The following is a 24,357-nucleotide window of genomic DNA, read 5'->3' as shown; positions in this document are numbered from 1 at the left end:
AAAGGAGACCCGCATGACCCCGACCGACGGAGCCGCCCTGCTGTGGTGTCTGGGGATGCTCGCCTGTGTGGCCGCAGCCGCCGAACCTGCCGCGCGGCCTCGGGCGGGCAAACTCGCGCTCGGCTGGGCCAGCGCCGACATCACGCCGCCCGAGCCCGTGGCGCTCTGCGGGCAGTTCAACACCCGCATCTCGAAGCGGGTGAACGACCCGCTCTCGGCCACCGCGCTCGCCCTCGAGGCGCGCGACGACGCCGGCGTGCTCGACCAGGCCGTGCTCGTCTCGGCCGACGTCGTGTGCATCCGCCGCCTGGACCTCGAGCGGGTGCGCGCCCTGGTGAAGCCGCGTGTGCCCGATCTGGACCCGAACAAGATCCTCCTCAACACCACGCACACCCACACGGCCCCCGTGCTGGCGGACGCGCGGGAGGAGAACACGCATCCGCACGACTTGATGGCCACCTTCGTCTACCGCGTGCCCGAGAAGGGCGTGATGCAGCCGCGCGACTACAGCGAGCTGTTCGCCGCGCGCGTGGCCGACGCCGTGGCCGCGGCCTGGCAGGCCCGCCAGCCCGGGGGCGTGAGCTGGTCGCTCGCCTACGCCGTCGTGGGCCACAACCGCCGCGCCCACTACTCCACCGGCCGCTCGCTCATGTACGGGCCGACCGACAGGCCCGACTTCGACACCTTCGAGAGCACGTTCGACCCGGGCGTGGAGCTGCTCTTCACGTGGAACGCCGAGGGGAAGCTCACGGGCGTGGTGGTGAACCTGGCCTGCACGTCGCAGGAAGTGGAGAACGCCGACTATGTGTCGGCCGACTTCTGGCACGACGCGCGGGTCGAACTGCGCAAGAAGCATGGCGAGGGGCTGTTCATCCTGCCCCAGAGCAGCGCCGCGGGCGACCAGTCGCCCCATCTCCTCTTCCGCAAGCAGGCCGAGGCCACGATGCGGAAACGAAGGGGGAACCTCACCCCACGCCAGGAGATCGGCCGGCGCATCGCAGCGGCCGTTGCCGACGGGTTGGAGCTGGCCAAGACCGACATCCGCACCGAGCTGCCCTTCACCCACAAGATGCAGATGATCCCGCTCCCCGTCCGCAAGGTCACGCAGCAGGAATACGAGGCGGCGAAGAAGGGCTACGAGGAGTTGGAGGCCAAGGGCGGCGCCAGGCTCGACGGCCCCGACTACATCTGGTGGCGGATCCGGAAGAACATCATTGCCCGATTCGAGATCCAGGAGGAGCAGAACGTCTATCAGACCGAAATCCACACGATGCGCCTCGGCGACATCGCGTTCGCCACGAACCCGTTCGAGCTCTACATTGACTACGGCTTGCGCATGAAGGCCCGCAGCCCGGCCGAGCAGACGTTCGTCGTGCAGACGGCCTGCGACAGCGTGGGCTATCTGCCCACCGAGCGCGGCGTAGCGGGGGGCCACTACAGCGCCGAGATCATGAGCAACATCGTCGGCCCCGAGGGCGGCCGCCTCCTCGTCGAGCGCACGGTCGAGGCGCTCAAGGGAATGTGGCCGTAGCGCGAGGGCTGGGCGACGGCCCGCCGAGGGCAGCGCCTACAGGTTGTGGCACGTGCGGCACAGGGCGCTGCCGTCGTTGCGTATCCTCAGGAGCTTCGGGTTCCCGTAGCGGTTGTGCACGTCGTGGCACGAGGCGCACTCGAGGTTCCCGGTGCCGAAGAGCATCCCTCGCGTGATCGTCTCGCCCGTGGCGAGGCGCCGCGAATCAGGGTCGAAAAGGCCGCCGTCGGCGCGCGCCAGAGCGGCGTCATAGACGATCCCGATGGGGTGAGTCGCGCGCAGATCAATGCCGAGGCGGGCCCTGCCGCTGACGAACGGGGAGCCGGCCTGTCCCCCAAAGGTGTCGAGCGCGGTGACCCCATCGTGGCAGCTCAGGCAGAGCTTCGAGCCATAGTGCGTCGGCTGCGTCGGCACCGCGTTCATCGTAGGGCTGGTGTAGAGCGTATAGATCATGTTGCCGCGACGGCTCATCCAGGCGGGCGCTCCTGCGTGCTCGCCCGCGCTGTGCGAAACGTGGCAGACCGCGCAGCCGCCTCCCCCCGCGCGGCCGTTGGCCGCGAAATCGTGTGCGGTACCCGAGACCCCGCCATGCACACCAACGCCGGCCGGCAAGCCGATCAGCAATGCCAGGCAGAGAGTCGCTCGACTGGGCATGGGGCATGCCTTCCTGCCCCGCTGGGGGCGTGAGCATCTGGCACGCGCCCGTTCACCCAAGGCCCCCAGTTGCCAAGAGTAAGACTAGCCCAGGGTCCGCACGATGTCAAAGAAGCGACCGAATGATCCCATAGCCCCTCACGGGCGCCGCGCCAGGCGCCCGGCCGCTGGCCCTTGACGTGACCCGCGTGATCCGCATAATGCCGCGAGAGGAGAACCCACAATGCACTCGGAAACGTGGCTTGTCGCTCTGGCCCTCCTAGCGGTGGCCCTGTGCACGGCGGAGACCTTGCCCTCGGCGCGCGGAGAGCAGGCTCCTGCGGCTCCTCTGCCGGGGCGGCGATCCGAGTATCGCGGCTATGCCCGCTACGACTTCCAGGTGGACGGCTGCCCGGCCATTGTGGTCGCGCCCAAGCAGGCGGCCGCGGGCAAGCCGTGGGTGTGGAGGGCGGAGTTCTTCGACGCCTTCCCGCAGATTGACCTGGCGCTCCTGGCCCAGGGCTTCCACCTGGTCTACATCGGCGTAGGCAACACCTTCGGCTGCCCCGACGCCTTGAAGCACTGGGACGTGCTTTACCGCGAGATGACTGAGAAGTACGGCCTCTCGCGCAAGCCCGTGCTCGAGGGGCTAAGCCGCGGGGGACTTTACTGCTTCAACTGGGCGGCGGACAACACCGACAAGGTGGGCGCCATCCTCGCCGACAACGCCGTGCTCGACTTCAAGAGCTGGCCCGGCGGCAAAGGGCGCGGCAAAGGCAGCCCCGGCGACTGGAAGAAGCTGCTCGCCGACTACCACTTCGCGTCCGAGGCGGAGGCCCTGGCCTACCAGAAGAACCCGATTGACAACCTGGAACCGCTCGCCAAGGCCAAGGTGCCGCTCTATCTCCTCTGCGGCGATGCCGACGACGTGGTGCCCTTCGAGGAGAACGGCGCTATCGTCTACGAGCGTTATCAGAAGCTCGGCGGCCCGGTCGTCCTCCACATCAAGAAGGGCCTGGGCCACCACCCGCATGGCCTCGACGACCCGACGCCCGCCGTCGAGTTCATCCTCAAGCACTTGCGATAGCCCGCGTTTCTCGTCAGGCGCGAGACCCCGAACATGTCATCCTGAGCGGAGTGCAACGGAGCGAAGGATCTCTCAGTGTGGCCAGCCCTGGGAGGTGTCGCGCGTTGGGATCGGTCTCTCCCCTGAGAGATGCTTCGACTTCGCCCGCCAGGAGGCGGGCTCCGCTCAGCATGACACGGTATGCAGCGGCACGGGGCGACGCCTGGCCGCGGCTACCAGGGCCAGGGGGCGGCGCACTCGAGGTCGTAGACGAAGGACTCGCCGTCGAGGAAGCTGGTCTGCGGGATGGGGGCGTCGGGCTGGTCCCACCACAGGTAGGCTCGAAGGGCGAAGCGGGCGCGACGGCCGGGAGCGATGCCGATCTCGGGCCGCGCGGGCACGGCGCACTCGATCACGTGCCAGCCGTCCTGTTCCCCCACGGCTGCCCGGATGTCGCCGGGCTTGTAGGCCTCGCGATACCAGTGCTGGCCGTTGTGGATGTTGATCTTGTTGCCGAGGAAGTCCCAGATGGCGCCGCTGGCCTCGAGCGGGCGCCCGGCCATCGGCGGGCGCACCGAGAAACGCAGGTTGTCGCGGCCGTGGAACCAGCCGTCGTTGGCGCCGTCGAGGTCGAAGCCGGCGATCACCGGCTTGTCGCTCTGGATGGCGAAGTAGTAGTGGGCGGCATCCCACGCCACGAAGAGGCGGGCCTTCAGGCCGCGGTGCGCGGGGGGCGTCGTGAGGTTGGGGAGCGAGTAGAGCTCCCGCCACTCGCCCTTCGCCAGCTTGCCGTCGAGGGTGATGTTGCCCCGGGGAATGCGGCGGTTGATCCAGTGCAACTCCCCCTCGTTGAGCTTGTGGATTCTGCCGTCGAAATCGGAGTCGGTGCCGCCCGGATAGCCGGGGGTGCGAATGCCCGCCATGAGGCGCGTGAGGCAGTCGCCGCCCATCGCGGGGGTCCAGCCGAAACGCTTCTCGTCGAGGGGCACACGGAGATCGTCGTCGGGCACGCCGTTGCCGTTGGCATCGGCGCTGGTCTGGATGACGGTTGTGCGGAGCGTGAGCCACGAGCGCGGAGCCTGCCGGCGGTAGTTGGCGGCCATGAAGCTGAAGTCCTCGCCGAACTGCCCGGGCATCGTCCAGGGTGCGTCGGGGAAGGCAAAGGTCTCGATCTCGCTGTTCATGAAGATCGAGTGGATGAGGTGGCCGTGCTCGTGGACGGGGAACCACCACCAGCCGGGCTTCTGGCCGTGGCCGAAGCCGCAGAAGCAGGCGCCCAGCTCGTACTCCGTTCCGGCCACGGGGCCGTCGAGGTAGTGGGCGTACCAGCCGTGCGTGCCGACGACGAGCACGTTCCAGAAGGCGCGAAGGTCCTTGCCCTGCGCGGTCACGCCCTTGAGGGCGTCGTCGAGGACGACTCGCGATCTGTCGCCGAGGGCCGCGTGGTCGCGTTCGGCGTCCACCACCACGTAGGTGAAGTCGAGGTTAAGCTTGCAGCCGCTCTGGCGCCAGGCCCACACGCGATACGTCTCCATCTCGCTCTTGAGGGTGGCGATATCCGCCTCGTCAATCACGCGGTTCGGCGGCTGCTTGCCGTCCTTGTCGGCGGGGAACTTCACGTTCTTGTAGACCAGCACGAGCGTGGGGAGCGCCGCCCAATCGGTCTTGCCCGCCTGGGGCAGAGCGGCGAAGGTGTAGTTGCGCGAGACATTGCCCTCGAAGAGCCGCTGGTGGTGCTTCTTCTGGTGGCGGAGCGAGAAGCCGGGCACGGGCTTCGAGGCTTCGGGCACCATTTCGAAGGGCTTGCGGATGCGGTAGCAGTAGCGCGTAGAGGGCTCGAGGCCGCGCAGCACGGCGCGGTGGCGGGTCGTCGGCGTCGGGTCGCTGAACTGGAGGCCGTAGTCATCGCTCTGCCCGTAGTCCACCAGCGTGGGCTGAGGCGAGGGGCTCTGCCACTCGAGGACCGCCGTCGTGGGGTCGCGGGGGTCGAGGCGCAGCTCGGGCGAAGGCGTGAGCAGGTCGCGGTTCGTGACGAACACGCGCGCGGTGTGCTGGTCCACGACGGCCACGTTGCCCCCTGCGTCGAGCGCGAGGCCGCCGGGCGTGAAGACCACGCTGATGGTCACGCGGATGAGGCCGGCGGTGAAGGAGCCGAACTGCCGGCCGCGAGGGTCGTAGCCGCGCACCTCCTGGCCGCAGACGACGTAGAGCCGCCCCCCTCGCCCGAAGGTGAGGGCGCGGGGCGCGGCGCCCTCGACGGGAATGACCGTGGGCCTGGCGACCTCCGCCGGCCCGTCGAGGAGCGGCAGGAGGAGGATGCGGCTGTTCGCTGTGTCGGCCAGGGCGAGGGTCCCGCCCGCGGCGGCGACGCCGGCGGGGCCCTTGAGCTTCGCGGCGGGCTCGCCGGCCTCGGTGATCCCGAAGGCCACGGCCTCGAGCTTCCCGTCGAGCACCGCGATGCGCGAGTTCCCCGTGTCGGCCACGTAGAGGCGGCCGTTCGGCCCGGCGGCCACGTCCTCGGGCGCGGCCAGGCCGCCGATCGCCCGCAGGAACGCACCGTTGGCGTCGAAGAGGGCCAGCTCGTTCTTCCCCGTGTTGGCCACGGCGACCCGGCCGTCGGGCAACACGCACAGGCCGCCGGGGTTGGCCAGCCGGTCGCCGCCGAACTCGCGCACCTTCTCCCCAGCCCGCGACATCACGACCACCGAGTTGCTGCCGCGGCAGGTGACGAGCAGGTTGCCCGCGGCGTCGAACGCCAGGCCGTACGGGCGGTCGAGCGAGGCCGTCGCGCCAGGCGCGAGGCCGGCCAGGAGTGTCCACAAAATCGCCATCATTCGCATCGGGCGAGTCCTTACGAGGTGGTCTGCTCCTCCTGGGGCGATTCGTCGCGGAAGCAGGCGACGAAGAACAGCGTGGCCGCGAGGCTGAGGGCGGCGAGGGTGTACCAGTAGGGCGAGAAGTTCAGCTTGCCCCCCTCCGGCGTGCACAGGCCCGCCAGTTTGCCGCTGAACAAGCCGCCGAGGATCGGCCCCAGGCCCAGCACGAGTCCGATGAGGCTCTGGGCCGACGTGCGGATGTCCTTGTCGGCCAGGTGGTCAACGTAGATGAAGGCCGCGGCGATGAAACACCCGAAGCACACGCCGTGGAGCGACTGGCTGGCGACGATCACGCCCAGCGGGAGCCACGTGGCGCCGAAGATGGCGAACCGCAGGGCGTAGGCGAAGGCGCCGATGGCCAGCACCCAGCGGAAGCCCAGCCGCTTGAGCATCCAGCCGAGCACCGCCATGACCAGGATTTCGGCGAACTGCCCCGTGCTCATGGCGGGCAGGATGTCGGCCTGCCGCAGCCCCAGCGTGGGCAGGAACTTCGAGGTCTGCATGAAATAGATGTTGTGCACCGCCGCCAGCACGAACCCCGTGGCCATGAGCACGGTGAACGACCGATGGCGGAACAGCCCGAACGCCTTGCGGAAGGCCAGCGGGTCCACGCCCGCCCGCCTCGGCGGCGTGTGCGGCAACGTGAGGGCGTAGAGGCCGAACACCACCGAGAGCACCGCCCCCGCGCGAATGGCGTCGAAGAGGCGGCAGGTGACGTCGGGCGCCTCGACCCCCTTGAAGAACGGCGGCAGCCATTGCGGCTGGATGCCGGTCTGAAGCCAGATCATCGCGAAGCCCCAACCCGCCACGATCCAGCCGATCGTGCCCCAGAGGCGCGCTCGGGCATACTGCGCCTTCGGGTCCCGCAGGTGCGCGAACGCCAGGGCGTTCGCCAGCGACACGGTGGGGGCCGACATCAGACTCACCATCAGCGTGAGCACGAGCCACGACGAGAACAGCTTCTGCGTCGGCAGAGTCCACAGGGTCGCGCCGATCGCGATCTGGAACACGCCCAGGAGCCGTTCGGCAGAGAAATAGCGGTCGGAGAGCTGCCCGCCGATGAAGGGCGCGAGCAACGCCCCAAGCGTGCCCGGGAGGCCGAAGAGCAGGCCGATCTGCCACTCGCTGAAGCCCAGGCCCCCCTCGGCCACCGATGCGCCATAGCACCGTCCCATCAGCGGCGCATACACGCCCCACGTGGCCCACTGGAGGAAGAACATCGCCGACAGGCGGGCCGGCACCGCCTTGTGGCGGCAGGGCACGTCGGCCGATGAGGCGGGCTCGCTCACGGGCAGGCTCCTCGGAGGGTGGTTCCCATACCGTATGCGCCAGGCGGGCGGTTGTCAAACGGCTTGACTGCGCGCGCCAACTCAGCTTACAATTGGGGAAGCGGACCTTATCCCTGCCCCGCACGCGCCGCGTGTAAGAGTGGAGATTTGCCTCGTGCAAAGCGTGATGTTCACCCTGCTGCGCATCGCCATCGGCTGGCACTTCCTGTATGAGGGCCTCGTGAAACTCGCCGACCCCGCGTGGAGCGCGGCCGGCTACCTCCAGAACGCGCAAGGCCCGCTCGCCGGCGCCTTCCAGGCCATCGCAGCCAGCCCCGCGGCGCTCAAGGCGGTGAACGCGGCGAACGTGTGGGGCCTGACGCTCGTGGGCGCGGCTCTCATGCTCGGCGCCTTCACGCGCCTCGCGGCTGCGGGCGGCATGCTGCTGCTCGCGCTCTACTACGCCGCCTACCCGCCCTTCTTCGGGGCGCAGGCCGGCCCCGTAGAGGGCCACTACCTGTTCATCAACAAGAACCTCGTCGAACTCCTCGCCCTGGCCGCCGTGGCCGCGACGCCGAGGAGCCTGCTCCTCGGCCTCGACCAGCTCGCCGCGGCCCTCTGGCGGCGGCGGCGCGAGGCCGCCCCTGAGCCGCGCCCCGAGGCCCCTCGCCATGAGGGGCCGACCGACCGCGAGCTGGCGAAGGCCGTGAACCCCGACCCCCTCGGCCGCCGGGCCGTGCTGGCCAACCTCATCGGCGTGCCCGCCGTGGGCGCGCTGGTGCTGGCTTTTCTCAGGAAGCTCGGCTGGCGCAGCCGCGAGGCCGAAACCCTCGCCGCCCACCTCGCCGGCAAGGCCCCCGCGCAGCCCAAGGTGGATGCCGTGACCTCGGCGACCATCAAGTCCTTCCAGTTCCCCACGCTTGCCGATCTCAAGGGCCAGGTGCCGCACGCGAAGCTCGGCACGCTCGACCTCAGCCGCGTGATCCTCGGCGGCAACCACATCGGCGGCTGGGCGCACGCCCGCGACCTGATCTACGTGGACGCCCTGGTGAAACAGTACCACCACAAGTGGAAGGTCTTCGAGACCTTCGCGCTCGCCGAGAAGTGCGGCGTCAACGCCTTCCTCACCAACCCCGTCCTCTGCGAGATCATCAAGGAGTACTGGGACCGCGGCCTGGGCAAGATTCAGTTCATCTCCGACTGCGGCGGCAGCGACCTGGTGACGATGGCGAAGAAGTCGGTGGACTTCGGCGCCGCGGCCTGCTACGTGCACGGCGGCATGGCCGACGCCATGGCCGCCCGCAAGCAGTTCGACCAGATCGGCAAGGTGCTCGACGCCATCCGCGCCCTGGGCGTGCCCGCGGGCGTCGGCGGCCACAAGCTGGCCACCGTGAAGGGCTGCGTCGAGGCGGGCCTCAAGCCCGACTTCTGGATGAAGACCCTCCACCACCACCGCTACTGGTCAGGCCGCGACGGCAAGGACGAGTGCGACAACCTCTGGTGCGACAAGCCCGACGAGACCATCGCCTTCATGCGCGAGCGGCCCGAGCCCTGGATCGCCTTCAAGACCCTCGCCGCCGGCGCCATACGCCCGCAGGACGCCTTCCGCTACGCCCTCAAGAACGGCGCCGACTTCCTGTGCGTGGGCATGTACGACTTCCAGATCGTGGGCGACATCAACATCGCCCTCGAAGCCCTCGCCGAGAACCAGCAGCGCGAGCGGCCCTGGAGGGCGTGAGGCGCACACACGACCAGTTGTGGTCTCATCGGTATCCGACCACAACATGTCAGAATTGCCCAGACTTCCCAGAGTCGACCGCTTCTGCGCGCCCCGGGGTCGGGTCTTCGCCATCTCCTTTCTCGCCTGCCACAGTGGCAGGGACTTGACGACAGCGTCGTCACTTGGCATGATAAGTGCAGTTGCCATTGTCATGGGCGTGTGCGGAATGCTGCGCAAGGCGCGCTGGGGTGGGTTCCTCACCGTTGTCGGCATGCTGCTCGGAGCAAATGGCGTCGCCCTGCTCACTATCAGCCGGGGTCGCAGGCAAGAGTCAGCTCAGGGCTCTGCCGTGATGGCTCCTCCCCGACCGCCTGGCGTCAAGGTCGTTGAGCCGACGCGCGCGGTCACAAGCGAACGCTGAGTCCTGCGGGTAGACTCGCACTCCCCATCGTCGCGGGCGCGGGCGGCTTGGCAGCCCACGAAGTGGGCGACCGGGCCGTAGCCCAGGGCGATCTCTGGGAGCCCTGGGTAGAGCGGCCCACCCATGCGAGAGCCCCCGAAGGGGGCGATTCAGAAAGGCATGAATCGCCCCTTTCTGGGGCTCATGAAGGGGGTACCCGGTTCCCAGGGCTCCCTTCGGTCGCCCCGGGCTACGGCCCAAACGCCCCCGTTCGGGGGCTAAGACGGCGAACGCCAGAGCGCACCCAGCTTCTCGGCAATCCACCCCTCCACGAGTTCCGCCTTCGAACGGACCCCGTGTTCTGCGATATGCTCCACCCAATCGTTCGGCCAGGCAAACCGGCGGATCCTCACTTATTCCGTATACCCCCGCGCGCCGAGGCGCGCAAGCAGTGCACTGAGGATCACACCCGAATGGCGTGAAGACAAGCCCGAAAGGGCGATAGGAGGTGGATCGCAGTGCCACCCGCGGCCAAGCCCTCGCCGGGGGCGACAGAGACTCTGAGGAGACGTGCGTAACCTAAGATTCTGCCGCCCCTAGCGTGGTTGGGCCGCCCCGTTCCACGGGCTCACGCCCGTGGCTACCACCTGCCGCCCGCCGTGTGGCGGACTGAAACGCCCTTGGCACCTTAACTTCACGCCATTCGTCTTCGGCGCCAAACGCAGGGCATCTCGTTCCGTCCCTTCCGGGAAATGGGGCGCAGATTGGCCAGGGTTTCTCGCCGTGGAAGTCCTTGTTGAGTCTATAGTTGCGACATGAGGGCAGGATTTTGAGAATTCCGGGCCGTCAAGATCAGGGGGCATTGCCATTTTGCAGATGGGGGGAGAAGGGAGCAGGGGGCGAACGGCAAGCGTGTGCGGCCCTGCGGGCGGAGCCTCGGCGCCGCGTTCTGCCGTCCCTCGGGTCGCGGGGCAGGGACGCCCCGCCCACCCTCGCGTTCATGGGCCTGTGGCGGTGAGGAGGAGAATGGCTTCGCCCTGGAACGGTGCGGTGAGTTCGCGCGATGCGCCGCCCCGGACGCTGCCCGCCTTCTCCGTGTTGCCGGTCTTGACATCGAGCCATTCGACGCTCAGGCTGCCCTTCGCGGCCGAGAGGTCCGCAGTCACCTTGCCCTCGGGCGCGTAGGCGAGGTACGCCTTGCCGGCGTTGGCGAGGCAGTACTTCGATGAGGCGAGCGCGCCCTGCGGCGTCAGGGCCGCGAGGTCGAGGCGGCGGGCAAGCTTCAGGGCATAGCCCATGCTGCGGCGGACCGGCTCATACTTGGCCTCGAAGCGCCCGCCGAGGATCCGCCCGTCGTAGGGGTCCATGAAGAGCGGGTTGTGGCCGCGCAGGAAGCTCTTCCACACCCAGGCCTGATTGCCGCCGATGCCCCAGAGGTGGTCGGTGTCATTGAGCACCACCTTCTTGCCGTCGGCGGGCGGCGGGTCGTCGCGGTAGCCGCCGTCGGGGTTGGGCGACACCCAGTCGGCCGGGCTGTCGAAGAGCGTCTGGTTGCTCCCGCCCCGGTACTGGAAGGTCATGCCCACGGGGTGCTGCTTCGGCTTGGCCCTCTCGTAGTCCTTGATGAAGCGGATCAGGTGGTGCTGCCACTCGGTGGAGGGCGGGTGATTCTCGTTGGAGATTTCGTAGAGGACGTTATCGAGGTCGTTCACGGTGTCAATGACTTTGCGGACGTATGCCTCCTGGACGGCGGTGACCGCCTTGACGCTCAACTCGTGGACCTCGAGCCCCTTGCCGTCGCCATTGGGGTCGCCGTTGACGCCGTTAACGTTGTTCGCGGGGTTGAACGGGTGGTTGGCCCAGGCGTCGGCGATGAACTGCATGCACCAGCCTTCGAAGAGCATGATGGAGACATAGAAGCCGCGCTGGCCCGCGGCCTCGACACGCGCGCGGAGCCGCTCGAAGTAGTCGGGGTTGAACTTGTCGAGGTCGAACTTCGGCTTGCCGTCGCGCGCGTGGCCCGGCCCAGTGCGGAGCCACGGCTGGGGCGCGGCGAAGTAGCGCTTGCGCTGGCTCCACGATTGGTTATTGGCGCTGGGGTCCCAGGACGGCAACTCCCAGGCCCAGAGGCGGATGAAGTTGTGGTCGAGCTTCACCATCCAGTCGAGGTAGGCGTTGAAGTCGAACTGGGGCGGCGGGTCGGTGACGCCCATGTCGAGCAGGTTGTTCCAGGTGTGGGACCCGACGAGGAGGACGGCCTTGCCGCTGGCGTCGGCGAAGTAGCGCGGGTTGGCGGGGTGGATGCGGAGCGGCCCGCTGGCGGGCGGCCGCTCCCCGGCGGCACCGGCCTCGCCCGCTGTGAGCGCGGCCAGGACCCCGAGTCCGCAAGCCCACAGCGTTGCCGACATGGCATGTCTCCCGAGGCGCGCTGGCTCGCAGCAGCGAACCGCGAATCGCACGAAGCACGCGAATCACAATCGCCAGGTTCGCCCAATTCGCGGATTGCCTATTCGGCGCCTGGCGGCTTACGGCGCGGGGGCGATGTGCAGTTCCTCGATGTTCAGCACGGGAACTCCGTTGACGACCCAGCCGATGTCGAAGTTGGGGCCGCCGTCCACCAGCAGATTGGTGGTGAGGGCAGGCAACTGGCCCTGGAGGCCCCACATCAGGAACGAGAGGTTGTCGTTGTTGAGGCCGCCGTAGAGTTCGGCCTGGAGCGTGCCCACGCTGCCGACCGTGGGGATGATGTAGGCCTGGATCGTGTCGTTGCCGTCGGCGCCGTCCACGAGCAGCTTCACGTCGCCGTTGATCTGGCCGCGGTATTGCAGGTTGCAGTCGTCGGTGCTGGCGCCCAGGCCCACCGCCACGTCCACGAGGCCGGTGGGGTTGACGTCGGCAACGACGAGGCCATTGAACAGGTCGAAGCCGGCGCCCAGGTCGGCGGCGAGGCGCACCGAGCCGTCGCAGAAGATGGAGCGCGAGATGAGGCTGAGGAGGTCGTTGCCGGCGCCGGTGAAGACGGTGACCGCAATGTCCTGGCCCAGGGCCACGTCGCCGCCGACGGTGAGGTTGACGGTGTTAGGGCCGCCGCCGGCGTCGAGGAAGGCGGCGAGGGAGCCGAGCGCGGCCACGGCGCCGGCCGTGCCGGCGGGCGAGCCGAGGGTGAGGTTGAACAGGTCGCTGCTCACGCCGCCCGTCACGAAGAGCGTGTTGGCCCCGAGGACTCCGGCGCCGCCGTTGGCCAGGCTCACGGGCGCGTCGAGCCGGATGTTCGCGCTGTTCGGGCCGTCGCCCAGGTTGGCCGTGACATCGGTCCAGACGTCGAAGAAGGACATCGAGGCGATGTCGGAACCGAAGCCGCCCGTGAGGTTGAGCGACAGGCCGCCGCGCGCGCCCAGCGGCGGACCGGCGGGCGGATCGCCCTTGGCGAGAATCTGGAAGACGTTCTTGCCGTTGGCCATGGCGACGTTGATCGGCGCCGTGAACCCGACGGGCAGGCCGTCAATCGTGATGTAGGTGCCGTCGTTGCCCTCCCCCACGTCCACCAGGATGCTGGGGAAGACGTGGTAGAAGGACAGGCTCGCCGTGTTGGACACGTTGCCGCCGAGCACCTGGACATCGAGGGCGCCGGGCGCGATCCCCGGCAGGTCGAGGGGGTTGGCGCGAGCGTCGAGGGTGAACGAGTTCTTGCCCTCGCCCAGGTCGGCGATGACGAAGCTGTTGTCGGGCACGCCTCGGTACCGCAGCGCGACCTTGTCGCTGCCGAGGTCGCCGTTGATGAGCACCTGGCTCGCCACGTCGGTGAATGACAGCGAGGCGGAGAGGCTGGTCTGGCTGTCGAGGCTCACAAACAGCCCCGTGCCCGGCGGCACGAGCGGCAGCGGCGACGAGGCCGTCAGGGTGAACTTGTCTTTGCCCTCGCCCAGGTCGGCCAGCACGCTGGAGAAGCCGCTGCCCGCGAGCCCGTTGTAGGAGATCGCCACGGAGTCGTTGCCCAGGCCCATGTCGAGCAGAACGCTCGCGAAGATGTCGAAGAAGGACATCGAGCACGAGTCGCTGCCGCCCAGGCCGTCGAAGGCGATGAGAAGCCCGTCGGAGGCGGGGTCGCCGGGGATGGGCGACGAGGCCGAGAGGCGGAATACATCCTTGCCCTCGCTCATGCGCACCGTGAGGGGCGACGGCATGCCCACGGGCACGCCGCTGTAGTCCATCAGCAGGCTGTCCTTGCCGCCCACGCCGAGGGTGTCAATGGTCACGTTGGTGTAGAGGTCTGAGAAGCTCAGGTTCGCGCTGTCCTTGCTGATGCCGCCCAGGAGGTTCAGGTTCACCAGCCCGGCGAACTCGCCCACGCCGGGCAAGGCGCCGTCGGCCCAGAACTGGAGGATGTTCTTCCCCCCCACCAGGTCCACGGCCAGGTCCACCGCCTGCCCGAGAACGTTCTGGACGGCGGGGAGGAACAGGTTGATGTAGAGGGTATCCTTGCCCAGGCCGGCCTGAATGGTGGCATTGGCGGGGGCGAAGAGGCCCGAGGGCACGGCCGCGGCGTCGAGGCGGTAGTCCACGCGGTTGTTGCCGTCGCCGGTCTGGATCAGGATGTCGGTGACGCCGACGTAGAGGACCGGCGCCGCGTTGGCGGGGTCGCTGGGCACGGCGACGATGGCGGAGCCGTCGCCGTTGTCGGTCACCTGAATCCAGTCGCTGGCGGCATCGCCGACGACCGAGAGCAGGCCGGCCGCGAAGGTGATGTTCGCACTCAGGAGGCAGCGGGGCTCGAGAGCCTCGAGCGCCAGGCGGCGGGGCTGGCGCGGGCGGGCGGAGGGAGACGGGTGCGACATGGCGGTTTCCTCTCTCAGGGTTTGCCGAAGCACACGAGCGAGCCGTCCTGTAGGGCGACGAAGAGGCGGTCGCCTGCGACGGCGATGCCCTCAAACGTTGGCGGGGCCGCGAGGGCGAACTCGGCCCGCTTCCTGCCATCGGCCGCCGAGAGCACGAGGAGGAAGCCGGCCGCCCGACCCTCGGCGCCGCTCCGGAGGCGTCCCGCGTAGATGGCGGCGTTGGCCGCGAGGCCCAGGGCCTCGACCTGCGCGTTGGCCGGCAGCGCCGCGTTCCAGCCCTTCGCCGGGGCAGGCTTCTCTTCGAGTTCGCTGGCCGGCTTCTGCGCCTCCTGCGGAATCGCGGCCTGGGGGGTGGCCACGAGCGCGTCGTTCCAGGCCAACAGGTCGGCCCGCACGTTGCCCGTGGCGAAGGCGTTGCCCGCGCGGCGCTTGCCGAGGACGGTCCAAGTGCCGTCCATCAGGCCGCCCTGGCTGGCCCCCTTGGGCACGGGGGCCTTGAGGTCGGCCGCGCCGGTCCTCGGGTCAATGGGCACGTGCTGCCAGAGGAGCTTGCCGTCGCTCACGCGCAGCAGGTCGTTCTGGCGCAGCGGCCCGGGGGCCACGGCCCCGCCCCATAGCGGATTGCCCGTGGCGGGGTCGAGGGCGACGAGGGCGATGCCGCCGTCGGACTCCGACGTGCGGCCCGCGTTGGCGAAGAGCACGCCATCGTGGACGAGGACCGTGCCAACCGCCGGCCACACCGACTCGATCTGGCCGTGGACCACCATCCGCCGCTCCCACGGGGCGACGCGCGTGCGCCAGGCGAGCGCGCCGTCCTGCGCGCGGAGGGCGTATACGTAGCCGTCGTGGCAGCCGAAGAGGGCCAGGCCGCGGTGCAGGGTGGGCGGGGTGTCTATGCGGCCGCCGGCCCAGAAGCGCCAGGCCGGCTTGCCCGTGGCCGCGTCAAGGGCGACCACCTGGCCCGCGTCGGTCTTCGCCACGAAGACCATGCCGTAGGCCGCCGTGGGCGCGCTCAGCGGCGACTCGAGCCGCGAGCGCCATGTGGTGCCGAGCAACCCGTCGCCGGGCGAGGCGACCTGGGTCCTCCACGCCTCCTTGAGGCTCTCGGGCAGTTGCGCGGCCGAGGCGCTGCTGCGCGCGGCGTTGCCCAGGAACAACGGCCAGTCGGCCACGCCGACCGAGGTCTCCTCGACGGCGCCGAAGGCAGGGCCTTTCTCGACCGGGCGCGCCTTGGCAAAGTCGTCGGCCTTCGGCCACGCGCCCGAAGGCCCCATGGCCAGGAAGCCGTACACGTGGCCCGGCGCGCAGCCGCAGTTGTTCTGCGCGGTGTAGAACATGCCGTTGGCGGGCACCATGCCCTCCATGCAGCCGCCGCGGGCGCCGTCGTAGCGCAGGCCCTCGGCTCTGCCTCTGGCGGGATCGTTGTCGGGCGGGAGCTGCACGTAGGAACAGCCGCGGCTCTGGGTGAGCACGTCGTTGACGATGGCCGAGGGCGTGCAGCCCTGGCCGCCGACGCCGTGGGCGAGGTTGCCCCGGGTTTCGCCCGTGAGCGGGTCGAGCTTCCTGTTGCCCACCCACACCAGGCCGTCCACCACAGGCGTCCAGTGCGCGCCCGACGGGGTCTGCCACAGCAACGTGCCGTCCTTGGCCGAGAAGGCCAGGATCGCGTTGGCCTTGCGGCGGGCGACAATCACGTAGCCGGGGCCGGCGACGTTGAGCTGGAAGTCGGCCTCGGGGCCGAGCTTGGCGCTCGACGTGCGCCAGCGTTCCTTGCCATCCTTGAGGCCAATGGCCACAAGCTGGTGCTCGGAGGGCGGGTTGCCGATCTGCACGATGCCGTAGAGCACGCCGTCGGCCGCGACCATTGTGTCGGCGGCGAAGGGCAGCGACCACCGGGCCGCGCCCGTGGCCGCGTCGTAGGCCTCGAGCGCGCCCGCGCCGCTCTTGGCGATCCAGGTGGACCACAGGGAGGGCCGCGGCGGCTTGGCGATCTCCTTCGTGGGGTCGTTCGGGTCCTTCTCCTTCGGCTTGTCGAAGCTGTGCCAGGGCGCCTGCGAGAAGTCGCGCTCCTGCCAGCACGAGCACACAAGCAGGCCCTCGGCGACCAGGAGGCGGCAGGGCGGGAACCGGTTGGGGCAGGTGTAGGCGATCTCGCCCGTGGCCGCGTGGACGGCGATGGCCTTGTCCCGCTTCACGGCGTAGACACGGGCGTCGTCGGCCGCGAGCGGCCCGGCGTTCGTCCAGGTGAGGTACGAGCCGTCGTCGGTCGTCTCGCAGTTGATCTTCCAGAGCGGCAGGCCGTTCCAGGCGTCGCGCGCGACCAGGTAGTGGGGCTTCTCGCGGAGGCCGACGTTTTCGAGCTGGGTCGAGCTGAGGGTGAAGCAGCGGCCGTTGGCCACCACCCAGCCGCGCACGCCTGCCCAGCGCACGAGGTTCATCGGCACGCCGTCAATCCAGCGGAAGCCGATGGGGAACCTGAACGCCTTGTCGGCCGACACCATGTTGCCGTCGGGGCCGTGCTGCGGGTGGCTCCAGTCGTCCATCTCCTGCGGCCGGGGCTTCATGGTTGCCGCCCACTTGCCGGCTTCGAGAATGCACAGCTTGCCGCCTGGGGCGAGGACGCGGAGCAGTTCGTCGCGGGTCACGCCTGCGGCGGCAAGGGCCGCCAGGTCCTCGACCACCACGAGGTTCGCCAGGTCGTTGAGATAGGGCAGCGGCTTGGGGGCCACGCACTCGACCATCGCGCGGCCGGCCAGGTTCTTCGCCTCGATGGCCTTGCGCGCGCGGGCGGCGGCCGCCTCGTCGAGGGCCAGGCCGTGCACCACCAGGCCCTGCTCAGCCAGCGCCGCCGTGAGGCCGGGCGACTCTGCCCGCCCGCAGCCGATGTGGAAGGCCAGGCCCGTCTTCAGCATCGCAGCCTGAAGGACCTCCTTCGCCATCGCAGCTTCGTCGGCCCCACGGACAAGGCCGCCGGTTAACGTGAGCGCCAGGCACACGCCGAACGAGGTAATTCGGTGAACTCTTGTAATTCCAGAGCCTCCTTCTACGGGCATTTGCGCGCACCTTAACTCCCTATGAGCCTACGAAACGGCGCCCGCGCCGTCAAGTGGCGTTAGCGCCGCTTGGCCAGCAGGTGCTCGACCAGCTCATCGAGCGGCACGGTGGCCAGGGCAATGGCGGTGTCGCACACGCCGTAGTAGAGCCACAGCAAGCCGTCCTTCACGACGTTGCCGGTGGGGAAGATGACGTTGGGGATGTAGAGTCCGAACTTCTCGTAGTAGGCCTCGGGCTCCATGAGAGGGCGACGGGTGCGGGCGAGGACTCTGCGGGGGTCGGCCAGGTCCAGAAGCATGGCCCCCACCCGATAGCACACGCGGCGCGTGGTGGGATACAGGTCCTCGACGCCATGGTAGAGCACAAGCCAGCCCGCCTCCGTGCGGATCGGGGGCGTGGAGCCGCCGATGCGGTTGCCCTCCCACGCCTGCTCGGGCAGGGCGATGACCTCAGGCGGGGTCCAGCTCAGCAGGTCGTCGGAGAAGCTGATGCGGATGGCGGGCAGGTCGCCGCCGTGCCCCGTGTCGGTGCCGACGAAGCGGAGCGGACGGCGGAGGATGGCGAAGCGGCCGCCGATCTTCTCGGGAAACAGGATCACATCGCGGTCGTCCAGCTCGGGCGGGGTGGCCCAAGCCAGGTGCTCCCAGTGCACGCGGTCGCGCGAGACGGCGATGCCGCTGCGGGTCTGGTTCTCCTCGGGCGTGAAGCGCACGCCGGCGATCTCGGGCTGGTGCGACTCGGGCACGCCCAGGCCGGTCGGGTAGCAGTGCCAGGCGTAGGGGCGGAAGGCATAGGTCATGTAGTACGTGTCGCCGAGCTTCACCACGCGCGGGTCCTGCACGCTGCCGTGGCGGCTGCCGGCCATTTCGGGTGTGAAGACGGGCTGATCGCTGGCGTGACGGAAGCGCACGCCGTCGGCGCTCTCCAGCAGGCCAATCGAACAGATGAAGGGCCGCAGGCTGCCCGCCGCGCGCTCGTAGAGGAAGAACCGCCCGTCCTCATAGAGCACCCCGGGGTTGAACACCGTAGCCATCCGCCAGGGAAAGAGGCCGGGCGTGACGATGGGATTCGCCGGGCAGCGGGCAAACGTGGGGGCCATGCGGGCTACTCCTCGCGCCAGACCTTCGCCTTGCCGCCGGCCACGCAGATGCTCTCGAGCCGCAGCTCCTGCTCGGCGTCGGCGTCGAAGATCGGCTCGATGGCGAGCGTGTGCTCGGCCGCGGGGTCCAGCCCCTCGGCGATGACCTGTGTGAGGTGGGTGTTGCCTCCGAACTGCCTGGCCGAGGCGTCGAACTCGGTGAGCGTCTTCTTCGTCGCCCAGTCCTTGTGTTCGACCACCTTGCCGTCGAGGGTGCAGCGGAACTTGCCCGACTTGAGGGTCTTCTCGCCGAAGAGCATCACCATCGAGCCGCTGAACTTCACCTTGAGCGGCGCGGCCTGTTGAGGCACGGCCTTATCCTTCTTCGTCTCAGGGTCGGGCGCCGTCGTGCGGTTTGAGGCGATGGCCAGGTCGTCGAGCCAGCGCGACATCAGGGCGTCGTACCAGGCCGACGTAAGGTGGGGTGCGCCCACTCGCCACCCCGCGGGCAGCTTGCCGAGGGAGGAGATGCGCACGCGGGCACTGGCCATGTACGTGTCGGCGTAAAGCATCTTGGACGGCGCCTCGCACGCCAGCTTGCCCTCGACGCCCTGGAGGAAGCCCTGCCACGCGGCGTCGGCGAACATCCGATAGCCCACATCGCCCGGGTGAACGCCGTCCACGGGCCAGATTTGCGGAATCGTGAGCTTGCCCTCCCTGACGAGCCGCTGGCCGAGCGCGATGGCGTCGCCGACCGGCACGTTGTAGGCCTTGGCGAGGGCGAGATGCACGTCGCGGCGCTTCATGCCGTCGGTCGTTCCCGCCGCCACGTTCCACTGGAACGGGAAGAGGACGATGACGAGGGGGCACTTGGCCTCGGTGATGATGCGGCGGACGATGGCCTCGTAGCTCGCCAGGGTCTCGGGCGAGTCGCTGTAGATATCGTCGTTCGCCGAGAAGTCCAGGAACACCAGGTCGGGCCTGTGGCGCAGCACGTCGCGGTCGAGGCGGAAGACGCCCAGTTGCGACCCCGTGCCGCCGATGGCGGCGTCGTGGAACTTCCACCGTGCCTGGGGATAGCGCTCTTCGAGGAGATCGGCCATGCGGCCACGGTACGACGTGAGGTTCGGCTCGGTGGCGTTGGCCCCCCAGGTGAGCGAGGCGCCGAAGAAGACCACGTGCAGGCGCTCGCCGGCTCTGGCCCGGGCGTCGAAGTCGGAGAAGCTCGGCGTGGCGGCGGCCGACGCCCATTGGGCGGCCAGGGCCAGCACGGATGCAATGGAGGCGAACTGTGCGGTCATCGGAGGTTTCGCGCCTTTCCGAAGAGGGTGAGGGGTGTGCTCACATCGTTGAGGCGGCCCTATTGTACGCGGCGGCCTTGCCACAGCAAACCTCCCGCAAGTTCCGTAACCTGCGGGAGGTTCCCGTCCGATGAGCGGAGAAGCCTGGATGCCGAGCGACAGTTGTGACGTCCGTCGCCGCGCGGCCCGGCGGACGGGGCGCGGCTTACCAGTAGATGTAGCGGCGGAACCGCGCGCGGCTCTCGGGGTCGAGCTTCTCGATGTCGGCGATCTGATAGCGGTTGCCGTCCACGTCGGTGATGATGTGGCAGCCGTTGCCGGCGTGGACGCATTTGCTCTGGTCCCACCGCGCCGTGGGGAATTGGCGGCGGCCCTTGTCGGTCTCGCAGTCCCAGTAGAGGTAGCCGAACTCCTCGGTGAGGGAGTGGATCTCGGAGATGAGGTGGATGAAGTAGCGGCGGTCGAGGGCCTCCTTGAGCAGGCGGCGCTGGTCGGGGCCGAGGGCGGCCAGGGTGCGGATGAGGCCGATCTCGCGCTGCTCGGTGGCCGTGGCGCCCACGCGGATCGAGATGTAGCGGTCGGGGTCCGAGATGGGGCGGGTGCGGTAGACGAGTACCTCGTCGAGTTCCGTGCCGTCGGCCAGGGTGGCGCGGAGCTGGCCGAGGTCGTTGTAGTGGAACCGGATGTCGGCCGGCCCCAAGATGCGGATGCCTTCGTACTTGTCAGCCATCGGCCTCGTCCTTCTCGTCGCCCGCGACGCCCACCCGGGGGCGCGTCTCAGGGCCTCTTCTCGTCGGCCTTGCCGGCGCCCTGGCCCTTGGACTTGGCGTCGGACTCCTCGGCGGCCAGGGCGCGAACGTCGTCCACCGATTCCTTGTCCTTCGTGAGCTGGGTCTGAATCTTGACCATCTTGGCGTAGAGGCCGTCGCGCGCGAGGAGTTCCTCGTGGGTGCCGACCTCGACGACCTTGCCCTCCTCGAAGACGAAGATGCGGTCGGCGTTGCGCAGGGTGGACAGGCGGTGGGCGATGGCGATGGTAGTGCGGCCCTTGGTCAAGGCGTCGAGGGCCTTCTGGATCTCGCGTTCGGTCACCGTGTCTACGTTGGACGTGGCCTCGTCGAGGATGAGCACCTTGGGATTGAAGAGGAGCGCCCGGGCGATGGAGATGCGCTGGCGCTCGCCGCCCGACAGCCCGGCGCCGCGCTCGCCGAGGCGGGTGTCGTAGGCGTCGGGCATGCGCACGATGAAGTCGTGCGCGTTGGCCGCCTTGGCCGCGTCGAAGATCTCGGCCAGGCTGGCGTCGGGGCGGCCGTAGGCGATGTTCTCCTGAATCGTGCCCGTGAAGAGCTGCGCCTCCTGGAGCACGAGACCGATCTGGCTGCGCACGGAGCTGAGCTTGATCTTCCGCAGGTCCACGCCGTCAATCAGAATCCGCCCCTCGGTGGGGTCGTAGAAGCGGCACAGGAGGTTGACGAACGAGGTCTTGCCCGAGCCGCTCTGGCCCACGATGCCGATCATCTCGCCGGGGTGGATTTCGACGTCGATCCCCTTGAGCACCGGCACGTAGGGGTCGTAGCCGAAGACCACGCCTTCGAACTTGATCGCGCCCCGCACGTCCAGCGGCACGGCATCGGGCGCCTCCTGGATCTCGGGCTCGGTGTCGAGCACCTCGAACACGCGGTTGGCCTGGGTGGTGAACGACGTGAGCCACTGGGAGAGCGACATGAGGGTGTTGAGCGGGCCGTAGAACATGCCCAGGTAGCCGAAGAAGGCCATGAGCGTGCCGAGGCTGAAGCCCTCCACCTTGTCGAGAATGTCGCGCCCGCCCACGTACCACACGATCAGCCCGCCCAGGCTGAACACGAAGCCCACAATGGGGTAGAAGGTGGTGGACGCGATGTCCACCCCCAGCCGCGCGCCGCGCAGGCGGTCGCAGTAGCTGCGCACGCGCTCGAACTCGCGTTGCTCCTGGGCGAAGGCCTTCACCACCCGCACCCCGCCCAGGGCCGCGAACAGCACGTTGGCGATCTTCGAGCGGCTGTCCCAGTAGCGGTAGTGCTTGGGGAGGATGTAGTGCCAGAAGACGTAAGTGGAGCCGAGCACGAAGGGCACGGGGATGAGCACGAGAAAGGCCAGGTGGGTGTTCATCGTGAAGAGCACGATGAGCACGCCCACGATGATGAGGATGTTGAACAGGAAGCCGCTGGTCATCTGCCAGATGAAGCCCTGGAGGTCCTCGACGTCGTGCGCGACGCGGGTCATGAGCGAGCCGACCTGGTTCTTGTCGTAGTAGCGCACCGAGAGGGCCTGGAGGTGCTCGTAGACCTTGAGGCGCAGGTCGTAGCTCACGCGGTTGCCGATGATGGTGGAGAGGCGCCCCTTGAGGATGCCCACGAGAATCTGGAGCACCTGGGTGAAGACGAGGATCACGACAAGCAACAGCAGCCAGTCAATCGGCGCGCGGGCGTCGAAGGCCCGCGTCACCAGGGCGAACCACCGGGGCAGCGGGCGCTCGGCGGCCTGCTCGTGGAGCACGTTGTCCACGAGCGTCTTGGTGAGGATGGGCGGCACGAGGTTGAGGCCGATGCTGATGATCACCAGCACGATAGCCGTGGCGGCATAGGGCCAATAGGGCATCATCAGCCGGGCGAACCGGCCGAACACGTGGCGCTTCGAGATGCAACGGGGGCAGGCGCTCGTGCCCTCGGGCAGCATGCGCTTGCACTTCAGGCAGCGGCGGATGTCCGCATCGTCGGCCGGCGTGCACACCAGCGGCACGCCGCGCAGCATCAGACGCAGCTTGCTGGCTGCCTTGGTGAACTTGTTGGCCTGGGCATTCGAGAAGCGGATGACGTAAAGCCAGCCCGCGGCCGTCTTCACGCGCACGAAGCCGCTGCCCACGCGCGCGTCTGCCTCGGCCTTCTCTAGGTCCTTCACCTCAAAGCGCGGCCCCGCGTGCGCCCCGTCGGCGTCGAGGGCGAACGTGAGCACCGACTCCGCGGTGATGACCAGCCAATGCTCCGCGTAGTTGCCGTTGAAGTCGAGGTCCGAATCCGTCGCCAGCAGCACCTGGCTTTCGGAGATGCCCTGCCGCGCAAGCTCCGCCCGCAGCGGCTCCGGCATCACCCGGAGGAGACTGCAAACGTCTTCTGTCATCTCTCCCTGTCCAAGATCGGAAAACACCCCCTCCGCGGGGGCGAGTCGCGTCAGCGAAGCACCCGGCCACACCCGCCGGCCCGTCCACTAGATTACATGGGATTCCCCTCGCTGTCAACGCCGGGACACGGACGAGAGAGAGCTCCGCTACCTTGCCGCCGGCGGCGCCTCTGTCACGACCACGATTGCCTGGACAGCCTGGCCCGCTGCCTTGAGGGTCACCACATATGTGCCCGGCGATTCGTAGGTGTGCACCGCCAACGAGCCCTTTGCCGTCGAGCCATCGCCGAAGTCCCACGCGTACTCCGCCCCGGCCGGAGCGCCCATTCCCAACCCCGTCACCTCCAGAGGGGCTGCGCCCCGCTCTGGCAGAACGACCAGCGACAGGGGCTCCGCCGCTGGCGCCAGCCCGGGCGCTACCACAGCCGTGGCGATCCTCAGAGCATTCAACACCACGGAGCCATCGCTGCCCCCAAGGTCCGTGAGGCGCAACGTCAACTGCCCGTCGCTCACCGCCACCCGGTAGGTCTGGGTGAGGAACTGGTTCTTGGCTGTGGTCAGTGTGTCAACCTGGGTGCCCTCGAGGAACACGCCCATCTGATCGTGCGCGTAGCTGGTGTCACCGACCGTCACGGTCACGTCGTACGTGCCCGGCGGCACGTCCACCCCGAAGGTCATCGTGGTGCCGTGCACGAAGTCGCGCCGGAGCGCGTCGGGCGCCCCGCGGTCCGCACTCCCCACGGTGCCGCTGAGCCACCCGTAGCCGAGGCTGGGTGCGTAGGCGGTCCCCTCGGTCACCCGCACGTAGCCGGCTTCCACCGGGGAGGCCGCCGTGCCGAAGTCGAAGGCGTACTTCACCCCGTCGTTGTCCTCGTTCGTCACCGCGACGTCGGGCGCGTCCAGCCCGTTGTAGGCCGGGTCCGCACTCGCGGCGGGCGCCGTGACGATGGTGTACGCCACGTCGCCGTCCGTCTCCGCGTCGTCCACGCCGGTGACGGTCACCGTCTGCGGCTGGCTCCAGTTGGCCGGCGTGAAGGTCAGGCTCGTGGGCGAGACCGTCCCCTCGCTCGGGTCGCTCGAGGAGAGCCCGATCGTGACGTTGGCCGTCGGCGGCGTGGCCAGCACCACGGTGAACTGTGCGCTGCCGCCCGCCTCCGTGGTCACCAGCCCCGAGGTCGCACTGAGCAGAATGCCCGCCTGGCCCGGCACCCGCTCGACCCGCAGGGCGTTGAGCACCACCGAGCCGTCGGCCCCGCCCAGGTCGGTCAACCGCAGCGTGAGCTGGCCGTCCAGCACCACGGCCGTGTAGCTCGGGGTGAGGAACTGCCCCTTGGCCGTCGTGAGGCTGTCCACCGGGCTCCCCTCCAGGTACACGCCCATCTGGTCGTGCGCGTAGCTGGTGTCACCGACCGTCACGGTCACGTCGTACGTGCCCGGCG

General features: G+C 68.9%; 14 protein-coding genes. 3 read left to right on the top strand and 11 right to left on the bottom strand.

The window, feature by feature from the left end:
- Nucleotides 1-13: 13 nt before the first annotated feature.
- Nucleotides 14-1,531, top strand: coding sequence for a hypothetical protein (locus PLE19_01170; GenBank protein ID HPD13528.1), 1,518 nt, complete (start codon nt 14-16; stop codon nt 1,529-1,531).
- 36 nt (nt 1,532-1,567) lie between these two features.
- On the opposite strand, the gene PLE19_01165 is transcribed toward PLE19_01170, so the two are convergent.
- Complete coding sequence (locus PLE19_01165; protein ID HPD13527.1) at nt 1,568-2,002, bottom strand: cytochrome c3 family protein; 435 nt, start codon at nt 2,000-2,002, stop codon at nt 1,568-1,570.
- Nucleotides 2,003-2,408: 406 nt separating this feature from the next.
- Here PLE19_01165 and PLE19_01160 point away from each other — a divergent pair, with 406 nt between their 5' ends.
- Nucleotides 2,409-3,251: a prolyl oligopeptidase family serine peptidase gene (locus PLE19_01160; GenBank protein HPD13526.1), complete on the top strand. Its 843-nt coding sequence runs from the start codon at nt 2,409-2,411 to the stop codon at nt 3,249-3,251.
- Between the two features lie 212 nt (nt 3,252-3,463).
- On the opposite strand, the gene PLE19_01155 is transcribed toward PLE19_01160, so the two are convergent.
- Both PLE19_01155 and PLE19_01150 read right to left on the bottom strand, forming a co-directional pair.
- Complete coding sequence (locus PLE19_01155) at nt 3,464-6,070, bottom strand: hypothetical protein (GenBank protein ID HPD13525.1); 2,607 nt, start codon at nt 6,068-6,070, stop codon at nt 3,464-3,466.
- A gap of 11 nt (nt 6,071-6,081) precedes the next feature.
- Nucleotides 6,082-7,395, bottom strand: a complete 1,314-nt coding sequence (locus tag PLE19_01150) for an MFS transporter (GenBank protein HPD13524.1) — start codon at nt 7,393-7,395, stop codon at nt 6,082-6,084.
- 154 nt (nt 7,396-7,549) lie between these two features.
- Here PLE19_01150 and PLE19_01145 point away from each other — a divergent pair, with 154 nt between their 5' ends.
- On the top strand, nt 7,550-9,112 hold the full coding sequence (locus tag PLE19_01145; protein HPD13523.1) for a DoxX family protein: 1,563 nt from the start codon (nt 7,550-7,552) through the stop codon (nt 9,110-9,112).
- A gap of 1,380 nt (nt 9,113-10,492) precedes the next feature.
- On the opposite strand, the gene PLE19_01140 is transcribed toward PLE19_01145, so the two are convergent.
- From PLE19_01140 to PLE19_01105, 8 genes are all read right to left on the bottom strand, one after another.
- Nucleotides 10,493-11,902 carry a DUF6298 domain-containing protein gene (locus PLE19_01140; protein ID HPD13522.1) on the bottom strand — a complete coding sequence of 470 codons (1,410 nt, stop codon included), beginning with the start codon at nt 11,900-11,902 and terminating at the stop codon, nt 10,493-10,495.
- A 117-nt stretch (nt 11,903-12,019) separates the two neighbouring features.
- The gene (locus PLE19_01135; protein ID HPD13521.1) at nt 12,020-14,329 is read right to left on the bottom strand and encodes an LEPR-XLL domain-containing protein; all 2,310 of its coding nucleotides are present in this window, start codon (nt 14,327-14,329) and stop codon (nt 12,020-12,022) included.
- A 14-nt stretch (nt 14,330-14,343) separates the two neighbouring features.
- Entirely contained in the window at nt 14,344-17,268 is a 2,925-nt protein-coding gene (locus PLE19_01130; GenBank protein ID HPD13520.1) for a PQQ-binding-like beta-propeller repeat protein, read from the bottom strand.
- A 173-nt stretch (nt 17,269-17,441) separates the two neighbouring features.
- On the bottom strand, nt 17,442-18,482 hold the full coding sequence (locus PLE19_01125) for a glycosidase (protein HPD13519.1): 1,041 nt from the start codon (nt 18,480-18,482) through the stop codon (nt 17,442-17,444).
- Nucleotides 18,483-18,487: 5 nt separating this feature from the next.
- Nucleotides 18,488-19,762, bottom strand: coding sequence for an SGNH/GDSL hydrolase family protein (locus PLE19_01120; GenBank protein ID HPD13518.1), 1,275 nt, complete (start codon nt 19,760-19,762; stop codon nt 18,488-18,490).
- 205 nt (nt 19,763-19,967) lie between these two features.
- A complete protein-coding gene (locus PLE19_01115; protein ID HPD13517.1) occupies nt 19,968-20,492 on the bottom strand; it encodes a DUF1854 domain-containing protein in 525 nt (174 codons plus the stop codon).
- A gap of 47 nt (nt 20,493-20,539) precedes the next feature.
- A complete protein-coding gene (locus tag PLE19_01110) occupies nt 20,540-22,918 on the bottom strand; it encodes an ABC transporter ATP-binding protein (protein HPD13516.1) in 2,379 nt (792 codons plus the stop codon).
- A gap of 147 nt (nt 22,919-23,065) precedes the next feature.
- Nucleotides 23,066-24,357: PKD domain-containing protein (locus PLE19_01105; protein HPD13515.1), on the bottom strand; the 1,292-nt coding region annotated here is incomplete at its 5' end.

It is taken from the genome of Planctomycetota bacterium, assembly GCA_035384565.1.
Taxonomy (GTDB): domain Bacteria; phylum Planctomycetota; class PUPC01; order DSUN01; family DSUN01; genus DAOOIT01.
Note: the sequence above shows the minus strand (reverse complement) of the source record. Positions and strands in the feature narration are given on the sequence as shown.

Bases quoted from the DNA above. Each gene is read 5' to 3' on its own strand.
- PLE19_01170 (HPD13528.1), top strand. From the start codon at position 14: ATGACCCCGACCGACGGAGCCGCCCTGCTGTGGTGTCTGGGGATGCTC.
- PLE19_01165 (HPD13527.1), bottom strand. From the start codon at position 2,002: ATGAGCCGTCGCGGCAACATGATCTATACGCTCTACACCAGCCCTACG.
- PLE19_01160 (HPD13526.1), top strand. From the start codon at position 2,409: ATGCACTCGGAAACGTGGCTTGTCGCTCTGGCCCTCCTAGCGGTGGCC.
- PLE19_01155 (HPD13525.1), bottom strand. From the start codon at position 6,070: ATGCGAATGATGGCGATTTTGTGGACACTCCTGGCCGGCCTCGCGCCT.
- PLE19_01140 (HPD13522.1), bottom strand. From the start codon at position 11,902: ATGTCGGCAACGCTGTGGGCTTGCGGACTCGGGGTCCTGGCCGCGCTC.
- PLE19_01135 (HPD13521.1), bottom strand. From the start codon at position 14,329: ATGTCGCACCCGTCTCCCTCCGCCCGCCCGCGCCAGCCCCGCCGCCTG.
- PLE19_01130 (HPD13520.1), bottom strand. From the start codon at position 17,268: ATGGCGAAGGAGGTCCTTCAGGCTGCGATGCTGAAGACGGGCCTGGCC.
- PLE19_01125 (HPD13519.1), bottom strand. From the start codon at position 18,482: ATGGCCCCCACGTTTGCCCGCTGCCCGGCGAATCCCATCGTCACGCCC.
- PLE19_01120 (HPD13518.1), bottom strand. From the start codon at position 19,762: ATGACCGCACAGTTCGCCTCCATTGCATCCGTGCTGGCCCTGGCCGCC.
- PLE19_01115 (HPD13517.1), bottom strand. From the start codon at position 20,492: ATGGCTGACAAGTACGAAGGCATCCGCATCTTGGGGCCGGCCGACATC.
- PLE19_01110 (HPD13516.1), bottom strand. From the start codon at position 22,918: ATGACAGAAGACGTTTGCAGTCTCCTCCGGGTGATGCCGGAGCCGCTG.